The sequence below is a fragment of the Polynucleobacter aenigmaticus genome, from assembly GCF_002206635.1.
GTDB classification, from domain to species: Bacteria; Pseudomonadota; Gammaproteobacteria; order Burkholderiales; family Burkholderiaceae; genus Polynucleobacter; species Polynucleobacter aenigmaticus.
Window position 1 is genome coordinate 64,613 of sequence record NZ_NGUO01000006.1, and the last position, 11,182, is coordinate 75,794.

9 protein-coding genes and 1 pseudogene are annotated in these 11,182 nt (G+C 47.3%); all 10 read left to right on the forward strand.

Annotated features, from left to right (window positions below):
- Positions 1-27: 27 nt before the first annotated feature.
- The 10 genes and pseudogenes from serC to CBI30_RS04215 all read left to right on the forward strand — a co-directional run bounded on the left by serC (position 28) and on the right by CBI30_RS04215 (position 11,181).
- Positions 28-1,125: a 3-phosphoserine/phosphohydroxythreonine transaminase gene (gene serC / locus CBI30_RS04170; protein WP_088527071.1), complete on the forward strand. Its 1,098-nt coding sequence runs from the start codon at positions 28-30 to the stop codon at positions 1,123-1,125.
- A complete protein-coding gene (gene pheA, locus CBI30_RS04175; protein WP_088527072.1) occupies positions 1,125-2,204 on the forward strand; it encodes a prephenate dehydratase in 1,080 nt (359 codons plus the stop codon). The genes serC and pheA overlap by 1 nt, the downstream gene beginning before the upstream one ends.
- A complete protein-coding gene (gene hisC / locus CBI30_RS04180) occupies positions 2,201-3,325 on the forward strand; it encodes a histidinol-phosphate transaminase (protein WP_088527073.1) in 1,125 nt (374 codons plus the stop codon). Before pheA ends, hisC begins: the two co-directional genes overlap by 4 nt.
- 32 nt (positions 3,326-3,357) lie before the next feature.
- Positions 3,358-4,239: a prephenate dehydrogenase gene (locus CBI30_RS04185; RefSeq protein WP_088527074.1), complete on the forward strand. Its 882-nt coding sequence runs from the start codon at positions 3,358-3,360 to the stop codon at positions 4,237-4,239.
- Entirely contained in the window at positions 4,239-5,567 is a 1,329-nt protein-coding gene (aroA, locus tag CBI30_RS04190; protein WP_420812041.1) for a 3-phosphoshikimate 1-carboxyvinyltransferase, read from the forward strand. Before CBI30_RS04185 ends, aroA begins: the two co-directional genes overlap by 1 nt.
- A 15-nt stretch (positions 5,568-5,582) precedes the next feature.
- Positions 5,583-6,245, forward strand: a complete 663-nt coding sequence (cmk, locus tag CBI30_RS04195) for a (d)CMP kinase (RefSeq protein ID WP_088527075.1) — start codon at positions 5,583-5,585, stop codon at positions 6,243-6,245.
- Positions 6,246-6,389: 144 nt separating this feature from the next.
- Positions 6,390-8,063 carry a 30S ribosomal protein S1 gene (gene rpsA, locus CBI30_RS04200; RefSeq protein ID WP_088527076.1) on the forward strand — a complete coding sequence of 558 codons (1,674 nt, stop codon included), beginning with the start codon at positions 6,390-6,392 and terminating at the stop codon, positions 8,061-8,063.
- A 51-nt stretch (positions 8,064-8,114) separates the two neighbouring features.
- Positions 8,115-8,411 (forward strand): annotated as a pseudogene (locus CBI30_RS04205) (integration host factor subunit beta); the annotation flags it as partial.
- A 108-nt stretch (positions 8,412-8,519) separates the two neighbouring features.
- Positions 8,520-9,731: a lipopolysaccharide assembly protein LapB gene (gene lapB / locus CBI30_RS04210; protein ID WP_088527078.1), complete on the forward strand. Its 1,212-nt coding sequence runs from the start codon at positions 8,520-8,522 to the stop codon at positions 9,729-9,731.
- A gap of 85 nt (positions 9,732-9,816) precedes the next feature.
- Positions 9,817-11,181, forward strand: a complete 1,365-nt coding sequence (locus tag CBI30_RS04215; protein ID WP_088527079.1) for a UDP-glucose dehydrogenase family protein — start codon at positions 9,817-9,819, stop codon at positions 11,179-11,181.
- Position 11,182: the final 1 nt, after the last annotated feature.

Below are 11,182 nucleotides of genomic sequence, written 5' to 3' on the forward strand. Positions count from 1 at the left end.
CATTCATTCAAGGTTAATTAACTCATCATGACGTTTGACCGCCGCATTTTTAATTTCGCTGCGGGGCCTGCTACCGTACCCGAAGAGGTATTGAAGCAGGCTGCTGCAGAGATGTTGAATTGGCAGGGCCTAGGCGCCAGCGTGATGGAGGTTAGTCACCGCGGCAAAGAGTTCATGGCTCTTTATGAGGAAGTGTTGCAAGATTTGCGCACTTTGATGAACATCCCTGAGTCTTACGAGATCTTGCTACTTCAAGGTGGTGGCCTTGGCCAGAATGCGGCAATTCCGATGAATCTCATGGGTCTTGGCAAGAATGGCCCTAAAGCCGATTTTTTAGTCACCGGTATTTGGTCTGAAAAATCTTTTAAAGAGGCGGATAAGTACGGTGTTGCACATCTAGCAGCATCTTCTGCAGCGGAAAAATTTAATACGATTCCACCAAGATCAACTTGGCAACTCTCTGATGATGCTGCCTATGTGCATTACTGCGCCAATGAAACCATTGGTGGCGTAGAGTTTCCAGACGTACCTGATGTCAATGGCAAACTTTTAGTTGCTGATATCTCTAGCAATATTCTTTCAAGAGAAATGGATGTCACAAAATGTGGCGTTTGGTTTGGTGGTGCCCAGAAAAATATTGGTCCATCGGGTGTAACAATCGTCATCGTGCGTAAGGATTTGATGGGCCACAGCATGAAAATCACACCTTCAATTTGGGATTGGGCTAAGCAGGCAGCCAATCAATCAATGTTGAACACTCCACCGACATTTGCTATTTACATGGCTGGCCTTGGATTTAAGTGGTTACTCAAGCAGGGTGGAGTAAAGGCCATTGAGAAGTGCAATCAAGAAAAAGCAGCTTTGCTCTACAACTTCTTGGATCAAAGTAGTCTGTATGAGAATCGCGTGACCAAAGAATATCGCTCCAGAATGAATGTAACTTTCTTCTTGAAAGATGACGCTCTGAATGCAGAGTTCTTGGCGAAATCCAATGCCGCAGGTTTAGTTGCATTACGTGGTCATAAGGCCGCTGGCGGTATGCGTGCCAGTATTTACAACGCAATGCCACTTGAGGGCGTCAAAGCGTTAGTGGAATTTATGCGTGACTTTGAAAGGCGTGCCTAATGAGTACTGAAGAACAGCGCTTAGCGCCCATCCGCGACAAGATCGATACACTGGATTTGCAGATTTTAGATTTACTGACTCAGCGTGCCAAAGCAGCTCAAGAGGTTGGCCACATTAAGGGCGGTTTTTCATCGCCAGTCTTTAGGCCAGAGCGCGAGCGTCAAGTTGTCGCACGCTTGCAAGAACTCAGCAAGGGTCCATTGCTGCCTGATGGCATAGCTGCAATTTGGCGAGAAGTGATGTCTGCTTGTAGAGCCCTAGAAGCGCGTCAGACGATTGCTTACCTCGGACCTGTTGGTACATTTTCAGAGCAGGCTGCACAAACTTATTTTGGTCATTCGATTGCAGGCTTGCCTTGCAATAGCATTGATGAAGTCTTTAAAGCTGTTGAGAAGGGTGCGGCACAGTTTGGTGTTGTCCCTGTTGAAAACTCAAGTGAAGGTGCGATTTCCAGAACCTTGGATTTGCTATTAGATTCATCCATGCGCATTAGTGGCGAAGTAGTCTTGCCGATTCGTCACCATCTTTTAACTAAAAGCGGAAGCTTGGATGGTGTGACTACAGTTTGTGCTCATGCTCAGGCTTTGGCGCAATGTCAGCAATGGTTGAGTTTGCATGCTCCCCAACTCAAGCGCCAGGCAGTGAGCAGTAATGCCGAGGCTGCTCGCATGGTGGCAAGCGATCCTACCTTGGCTGCGATTGCAGGCGATCCGGCGCAAGAGGCTTACGGCCTGCAAGCAGTTGCCGCAGAGATTCAGGATGATCCTCACAACCGCACCCGTTTTGTGGTCGTCGGCACTTATGAATGCCAGCCTACCGGCAAAGATCAAACATCTTTAGTCCTTTCGGTGGATAACCAGCCGGGCGCTGTTTATCGCTTGCTAGAGCCTCTCGCTAAACATGGCGTTTCAATGAATCGTTTTGAGTCTCGTCCTGCGCGCAAGGGAACCTGGGAGTATCACTTTTATATCGATGTAGCTGGTCATGCAGAAGATGCAAAAGTTTCTAAGGCATTGGAAGAGTTAAAAACGACTGCCGCCTTTTATAAAAACCTTGGTTCATACCCCCATTCAGCATGAGCTCTAAGATTGGTTTAAAACACATTCATGCAATAGCACCTTATGTCGGTGGCCGACCTATTAGCGAGGTCGCCCGCGAATATGGCCTAGATGAAAGCAAGATTGTGAAGTTGGCTTCCAATGAAAATCCATTGGGTATGCCAAAGTCTGCTCAAGAGGCGATGCTCAAAGCTGCCAGTGACCTAGGCCGCTATCCAGATTCCAATGGCTTTGAACTGAAGAATGTGTTGTCTGCACGTTTAGGCGTTCCCACAGATTGGATCACCCTGGGCAATGGTAGTAACGATATTTTGGAGCTGGCGGCGCGCGCAGTTGCTCAGTCTGGCGATGAAATCATCTTTTCTAAACACGCTTTTGCTGTTTACCCACTTGCAACTCAGGCTGTTGGCGCTAAGGCAGTTGAAGTTGCTGCTACCAATGATTACGGCCACGATTTGCCGGCGATGCTAGAGGCTGTTAAGGCTTCTGGTGATAAGGCAAAGCTAGTCTTTGTTGCTAACCCAAATAATCCCACTGGCAGTTACTTGACTGCAAAAGAGATTGAAGAATTTCTGATGGCATTGCCATCGCATGTGGTGGTGGTATTGGATGAAGCCTACAACGAGTACCTCACTCCTGAGCAGCGCTATGACGCTATTTCCTGGGTGAAGCGCTTTCCGAATATGATTTTGTCACGTAGCTTCTCCAAAGCCTATGGATTAGCAGGACTGCGTATTGGTTATGGTGTGGCCCAGCCTGCATTGACAGATTTACTCAATCGCATTCGTCAGCCATTTAATGTGAATAGCCTTGCGCAAGCTGCAGCAATTGCTGCTTTTCAGGACTCCGATTTTTTGCAGCAAGGCTTTGAGCTAAACCGTGCAGGATTTGCTCAATTAACCCAAGCCTTCGATGAGCTTAGTCTGACCTACTTACCTTCTGCCGGCAACTTTGTGCTGGTGAAAGTTGGTGATGATGATGGTGCTGGCGCTCGCATTAATTTGGAGTTGCTCAAGCGCGGCATCATTGTTCGCCCAGTCGGAAATTATGGTTTGCCACAGTGGCTGCGAATTTCAATTGGATTGCCTGAAGAAAATGCCACCTTTATTAATGCCCTTAAAGATATTTTGGCGCATCAGTAATTCCACAGTAAATACACAAATTCAATACTCCAATGGCCATCTTTAATCCATCTAGTAATTTCGGTACCGTCACCATTGTTGGAGTTGGTTTGATTGGCGCCTCTCTAGGACTAGCTCTAAAAAAAGCTGGTGTTGTTAATAAAGTGTTGGGCGTGGGCCGTAGCGTAGAAAATCTGGATCAAGCCCTCAAGATGGGTGCGATTGATGGTGTAGTGGATTTGGTCGAGGCAGCCAAACGATCTGACGTGATTGTGTTGTGTGTGCCGGTCGCGCAAATGAGGGCAGCCTTTGAGGTGATCGAACCTCATCTTGAATCCCGAACCATGATTACCGATGCGGGCAGCACAAAAGGTGATGTGATCTTGGCTGCCAAGGAAATATTGGGTAAGAAAGCCTGTCAGTTTGTGCCCGCTCATCCTATTGCGGGTGGCGCACAACATGGTGCGAGCGCCGCTAAAGCGGATTTGTTTGAGGGTAAGCAAACGATTCTTTGCCCTTTACAAGAAAACTCCCCGCAGGACACTGATTTAATCGAAGGCTTTTGGCAGTCTGTTGGATCTGTTGTGAAAAAAATATCCAACGTGCAACATGATGCTATTTATGCCGCCGTATCGCATTTGCCACATATTCTTTCTTATGCGCTGATGGCTAGCGTTGTGAACTCCGAAGATGCCGATCAAAAACTCAGTCATGTAGGCGCAGGCTTTAAAGATTTCACGCGCATTGCTGCCTCAAGTCCAGAAATGTGGCGGGATATTTGCCTGGGTAATCGCACTGCAGTTTTGAAAGAGCTCGATCAATATTTGCTTATCGTCAATCACATGCGTAAATTGATTGCTGAGAATGACGGTGCTGGCTTAGAGAAGTTATTTGATAAAGCAAGCAAAGCACGTCAAGATTTGGATGTGCTTTGATGAGTGGAATTCCAGATATTCAGATTGGTCCATTTAAGAAAGCTCAAGGCTCCATTGTTTTGCCAGGGTCAAAGAGTATTTCGAATCGCGCTTTGTTATTAGCAGCGCTCTCTACTGGAACAACTACTCTCAAAAACTTGCTGGATGCCGACGATACACAGATCATGCGCATTGCCTTGCGTCAGCTCGGCTTAAAAGTAACTGATCAAGAAAATAAAGTTTGCGTAGTTGAAGGTTGCGGCGGTAAATTCCCTGTGCAGGATGCAGATCTCTTTATGGGAAATGCAGGCACGGCAATTCGACCTTTAACTGCAGCACTGGCTATGCAGGGTGGTAATTACCGTCTATCTGGTGTGCCACGCATGCACGAACGCCCTATTCGTGATTTGGTCGACGGCTTGCGTCAAGTGGGTGCAAAGATTGACTACGAGCTTGAAGAGGGTTATCCGCCAATCAAAATTTCTGCCGCAGATATTGCAATTCAAGATGTCGTTAAGGTGCGCGGCGATGTTTCTAGTCAGTTCCTTACTGCGCTCTTAATGGCTTTGCCATTAGTAGCAAAAGATCCAGTCAAGATTGTAGTGATTGGTGAGTTGATTTCTCGTCCCTACATTGAGATCACGCTCAAGCTAATGGCGCGCTTTGGTGTGCAGGTTGCGTGTCCAGATGCGCAGACCTTTGTTATTCCCTCAAAAACATCGGATGTGGTTTATCAAAGCCCCGGCACTTTATCTGTTGAAGGCGATGCTTCCTCCGCATCTTATTTCTTGGCCCTGGGCGCGATTGGCGCTGGCCCGGTTCGTGTTCTTGGCGTTGGTAGCGACAGCATCCAGGGTGATGTGGCTTTTGCTGATGCGTTAGCCTTGATGGGTGCCAAGATTTCGTCTGGTGAAGATTGGATTGAAGTTGCTGGCGTGAAGAACGCCAATGGCAAACTCAATGGCATTACGATTGATTGCACGGAAATTCCCGATGCAGCCATGACGTTAGCAGTCGCTGCTTTGTTTGCCGAAGGCCCAACCCGCTTAAACAATATTGCGAGCTGGCGCGTTAAAGAAACAGATCGTATTGCGGCGATGGCTAAAGAGTTAAAAAAAGTCGGCGCTATTGTTGAAGAGGGTGCTGACTACATCGTTGTCCAAGCGCCAAAATCTCTGAGTGATTGGAAGTCTCCAAGTGAAGGTATTGATACATACGATGACCATCGCATGGCAATGTGTTTTTCATTGGCGGCTTTTGGCCCAAATGCTTTACAGATTAATGATCCTCATTGCGTCGCTAAAACCTTCCCAAGCTACTTTGCCGAGTTTGCAAAGATCGTAGTCTAGGATCCATTGAGCTCAATGAACCTGCCTCCAGTCATCGCGATTGATGGACCTACTGCCTCTGGCAAAGGGACCGTAGCCTCCTTGGTGGCTGAAAAGCTGGGTTTTCATTATCTGGATAGTGGGGCACTTTATCGCTTGGTCGCCTTGGGGAGTCAAAAAGCATCAATTGACCCCAAAAATGGCCCAGAACTGGGTATTTTGGCCACAAATCTGGTGATTTCCTTCAAAAATGGCCAAATTTTGCTCAATTCTGAAGATGTCACTGAAGTCATCCGTACCGAAAGTATTGGCTTGCGTGCCTCCGCGATTGCAGTGCATCCCGAGGTTAGGCAGGCTTTGGTAGGGGTTCAGCATAGTTTTCGCACCATTCCAGGCTTGGTTGCGGATGGTCGGGATATGGCGAGCGTAATATTTCCCGATGCGGTGCTGAAGGTTTTCTTGACGGCGACAGCAGAAGCTAGGGCCGAACGGCGGTATAAGCAATTGATAGCTAAGGGAATTTCTGTTAAACTAGCCGACTTGTTGCATGATTTGCAGGAGCGCGATGCCAGAGACAGTAGTCGAGGCACTGCACCTTTGCTAGTTGCAGAAGGCGCCAAAGTGCTAGAAACATCGGAATTATCGATAGATCAAGCAGTTAAGACGGTTTTAGATTGGTATCAATCAAAAGCAGCTTAATTTATTGGTGAGTAGTAAAAAGCAGTAGCAGTAGTTTTGGTGTCTTAAGGAACTCTACAACGCGATTATCTAATTTAGCGTATTTCTTGGGGCTTTTTTAACCTAACCCGTCGGGCCTTCTGACGGCACAAAGTGAATATATAAATGTCTGAATCATTTGCAGAATTATTTGAAGAATCATTAACTCGATCGAATATGAAGACCGGCCAAGTTATTTCGGCTGAAGTCCTTCGCATCGACCATAACTTCGTCGTTGTTAACGCTGGCTTAAAGTCTGAAGCGTTTATTCCTGTTGAAGAATTCCATAACGACGCTGGCGAGATTGAAGTAGCTCCTGGCGATTTCGTTTCTGTTGCTATTGACGCTCTTGAGAACGGCTATGGCGACACAATCCTTTCCCGTGACAAAGCGAAACGCTTGGCATCATGGATGAACTTGGAGAAAGCACTCGAGCAAGCTGAGATCGTTACTGGTACTGTTACCGGTAAGGTTAAAGGTGGCTTGACTGTGATGGTTAACGGTATCCGCGCATTCTTGCCTGGATCACTCGTTGATACACGTCCAATTAAAGACACTAGCCCTTACGAGGGCAAGACCATGGAATTCAAGGTTATCAAGCTTGACCGTAAGCGTAACAACGTAGTGTTGTCACGTCGTGCAGTTGTTGAAGCTAGCCAAGGTGAAGAGCGCGCGAAGTTGATGTCTAACCTCAAAGAAGGTAGCGTTGTTCAGGGTATCGTCAAGAACATCACTGACTACGGCGCGTTCGTGGACCTCGGTGGTATCGATGGCCTCTTGCACATTACCGATTTGGCATGGCGTCGTGTGCGTCACCCAAGCGAGATGTTGACTGTTGGTCAAGAAGTTACTGCGAAGATTTTGAAGTTCGACCAAGAGAAGAACCGTGTTTCACTCGGCGTGAAACAGCTTGGTGATGATCCATGGGTTGGTATCGCTCGTCGTTACCCACCGAACACCCGTTTATTCGGCAAAGTAACCAACCTGACTGATTACGGCGCGTTCGTTGAGATCGAGTCCGGTATTGAAGGTTTGGTACACGTTTCAGAGATGGACTGGACCAACAAGAACGTTGCTCCAAGCAAAGCTACTGCACTAGGAACTGAAGTTGAAGTAATGGTTCTGGACATTGATGAAGACAAGCGCCGTATCAGCTTGGGCATCAAGCAGTGCAAAGCAAACCCATGGGAAGAGTTCTCACGTGGCCAACAAAAAGGCGACAAGTTAACTGGCGCAATTAAGTCTATTACTGACTTTGGTGTGTTCATTGGCTTGCCTGGCGGTATCGACGGTTTAGTTCACCTCTCAGACCTTTCATGGAATGAGCCAGGCGAAGAAGCTGTTAAGAGATACAAAAAAGGCGACGAAGTTGAAGCTACTGTATTGGCCATTGATGTTGAGAAAGAGCGTATCTCTCTCGGTATCAAGCAATTGTCTGGTGACCCATTCAATAACTACACATCTGTAAGTGACAAGGGTAGTCTTGTAACTGGCACTGTGAAGGCTGTTGATGCCAAGGGTGCAACGATTCACTTGGCTGATGAAGTTGAGGCTTACTTGCGTGCTTCTGAGATCTCAACAGATCGCGTTGAAGATGCACGCAATGTATTGAAAGAAGGCGATAGCGTAACTGCAATGATCATCAACATTGATCGTAAGTCACGCGTAATCAATCTTTCAATCAAAGCTAAAGACAGCTCTGACCAACAAGACGCTATGAGCAAGCTCCAAGGTGATGCGCAGTCCGGCACGACCAACTTGGGTGCTTTGTTAAAAGCGAAGTTGGACAATCAAGGCTAAATCAATATCGCCGCTTTCCATTAGGGGAGCGGCGGTTTTTTATTGATAGACATGTCAGATCAAGAGCAACAAGCAATTACTCGCTCCGAACTCGTGGAGAGCTTGGCGGAACAGTTTCCCCAGCTACTTCCTAGAGATGTGGAGTTAGCAATAAAAACATTGCTGGACACAATGACTCAAGCTTTAGCTGAAGGCAAGCGTATTGAGTTGCGTGGTGTTGGCAGTTTTGTTTTGCATCATCGTCCTGCGCGTACTGGCCGCAACCCAAAATCTGGTGAGAAAGTATTGATCCCAGAAAAACGGGTGCCGCACTTTAAGCCTGGCAAAGAATTACGTGAGCGTGTTGATTACAAGCCTTTAAAGCAAGCGAGCCCTAAAGAGGGTTCTGGTGCATAGTCACATAGCGCATACCCAGTGGTCCGTTCGGGCCATTTTTTTATTTAAGCTCTGCACATCATGATTCAGATTGCAACATCATGGCTGCTTTTACTCCCCATTATGTTTGGTATTGGCTGGCTAGCCTCGCGCTGGGATTTGCGTCTTGAGAACCGCATGGATGAGCGTGAGCGGATGCGTCAGCAACGCTCTACATTCAAAGGCTTAAGCCTTTTATTGAATGAGCAGCCAGATCAAGCGATTGAAGCTTTAGTCAAAATTGCCCAGCTTGATCCTGAAACCATTGAATTACATTTTGCTTTGGGTAATTTATTCCGTCGTCGTGGTGAAACTGAGCGTGCGATTCGAGTGCACCAACATTTAGCGAATCGTGATGATTTAAAACCGCGCGATCGTGATCATGCTGCTTATGAGTTAGGCCGCGATTTTTTGCGTGCGGGTTTATTGGATCGTGCTGAAGCTTCTTTAAATCGCGTGGGCGAGGGCAAATTTGCGGCGCCCGCCAAAGAGAGTCTGCTTGAGATGTATCAAATTGAGCGAGATTGGACGAAGGCGATCATTGCTGCAAGTGAGTTAGCAGGTTTGCAGGGCAAGTCGCATCACACAGAAATTGCACAGTTTCATTGTGAGCTTGGTCAAGAGGCTCTACATCGTAAGGACCTGCCCCAAGTTGAGCAATCTGTTCAATCAGCCTTACAAGCAGTGCCCAATCATGCACGTGCATTGATTTTGCAGGGTGATTATTTGATGGCGATGGATCGTCCAGCTAAAGCAATTGAGGCCTGGAGTGTTATTGCAAAAACCCATCCCGCGTATATGCATCTGCTTGCTGACCGTTGGATGGTGGCGCATGCCGCATTGGATAAAGCTGACGTAGGCTTGAGTGCTCTGTGTGAGCTGTTAAAAACACAGGCCTCTGGTGAGTTGCTCGATATCGTGCAAAAGCATATGACTCGAATTCGTGGAGCTCAAGCCGCTGAAGTGATGTTAGTTGAGGTAATGCAGCATTCACCTAGCTTGAGTGCACTCTCGAAGTTGGCGGAGACCCGTTTAGCTTTGGCGGAAAGCAATGGTACGCCAGAAAGAGTGTCTGATTTACAGGCGACTTTGAGTTTATTAAAGCAAAGAACTACGAGTTTGGCTCGCTATACCTGCGGTAACTGTGGATTCCGGGCACGACGCTTTTATTGGCAGTGCCCCGGTTGCAATCATTGGGAGGCTTATTCCCCAAGGCGTAGTGAGGGTGCGGTGCCTAGTGGCCCATCGATGTAAATAAACTCACTCAATAAGTTAACTAAACCGTCATCAAATAGTTTTTTAATGATGGTATTGAAGTAAATAGATATTTGGAGATATTTTGAAAGTCACCATCATTGGAAGTGGATACGTTGGCCTTGTTACTGGTGCCTGCCTAGCAGAGCAGGGCAATAACGTCTTTTGCGTTGACATCGATCCTAAAAAGATTGCCATTCTCAATTCTGGCGGCGTTCCTATCTATGAGCCTGGCCTTAAGGAGATGATTGAGCGCAACCGCGCCGCTGGTCGCTTGGAGTTCTCTACCGACATTGCCGCCTCTGTTGCCCATGGAGATATTCAATTTATCGCTGTCGGTACCCCGCCTGATGAAGATGGCTCAGCAGATTTGCAATACGTAGTAGCGGCAGCTCGCAATATTGGTCGCCATATGACCACCCCTAAAGTGATTGTGGATAAATCCACTGTGCCAGTAGGCACCGCTGATAAGGTCTCTGCTGCTATTGCTGAAGAACTAACTAAGAGAGGTCTCTCACCAGAGCTGTGCTCGGTGGTCTCTAATCCTGAGTTCCTTAAAGAAGGCGCTGCCGTTGAAGACTTTATGCGCCCAGATCGCATTGTGATTGGTACGCAAAGTACCCCTGCAGGATTGCGCGCTAAAGAGCAGATGCGAAAACTCTATGCCCCCTTTAATCGCCATCATGAGCGCACCTATTACATGGATGTGAAAAGTGCCGAGCTCACTAAATACGCCGCTAACGCGATGTTAGCCACTCGTATCTCATTTATGAACGAATTGGCGAATCTAGCGGACTTGGTTGGTGCTGATATTGAAGCTGTTCGTCAAGGCATTGGCTCAGACTCCCGCATTGGTTATGGCTTTCTTTACTCTGGCACAGGGTATGGCGGTTCATGCTTTCCAAAGGATGTTTCAGCTTTATCCAAGACCGCGATTGAGCATGGCCGTGATCTGAAGATCCTGGATGCCGTGGAAGCAGTTAACGAGGCGCAAAAATATATCTTGGTTGAGAAGATTGAAAAACGCTTTGGAAAAGACCTATCAGGTAAGAAGTTCGCTATATGGGGACTTGCTTTTAAACCCAATACGGACGATATGCGTGAAGCCCCTAGTCGTGTGATTATTCAAGAATTAGTGAAGCGGGGCGCACGAGTAGTAGCCTATGACCCTGTAGCCATGCCAGAAGCTCAGCATTGCTTTGATCTCGACTTTAAGGACAATCCTGAGGGTTTGAGCAAAGTCTCTATGGTTGAAGATCCTATGGCTGCAGTAGATCAGGCCGACGCTTTGGTAATCGTGACGGAGTGGAAAGCCTTCCGTAGCCCTGACTTTGATCTTCTGAAAGCCAAACTCAAGAACTCCGTTATCTTTGATGGCCGCAACTTGTATGAGCCACAAGCTATGCAAGAATTAGGTATTGAGTACCAAGGTATTGGTCGTCATAATTAAC

Excerpts from the sequence above, each read along its gene's own strand:
- pheA (WP_088527072.1), top strand. The coding sequence starts at position 1,125 with ATGAGTACTGAAGAACAGCGCTTAGCGCCCATCCGCGACAAGATCGAT.
- cmk (WP_088527075.1), top strand. The coding sequence starts at position 5,583 with ATGAACCTGCCTCCAGTCATCGCGATTGATGGACCTACTGCCTCTGGC.
- CBI30_RS04185 (WP_088527074.1), top strand. The coding sequence starts at position 3,358 with ATGGCCATCTTTAATCCATCTAGTAATTTCGGTACCGTCACCATTGTT.
- hisC (WP_088527073.1), top strand. The coding sequence starts at position 2,201 with ATGAGCTCTAAGATTGGTTTAAAACACATTCATGCAATAGCACCTTAT.
- serC (WP_088527071.1), top strand. The coding sequence starts at position 28 with ATGACGTTTGACCGCCGCATTTTTAATTTCGCTGCGGGGCCTGCTACC.
- rpsA (WP_088527076.1), top strand. The coding sequence starts at position 6,390 with ATGTCTGAATCATTTGCAGAATTATTTGAAGAATCATTAACTCGATCG.
- aroA (WP_420812041.1), top strand. The coding sequence starts at position 4,239 with ATGAGTGGAATTCCAGATATTCAGATTGGTCCATTTAAGAAAGCTCAA.
- lapB (WP_088527078.1), top strand. The coding sequence starts at position 8,520 with ATGATTCAGATTGCAACATCATGGCTGCTTTTACTCCCCATTATGTTT.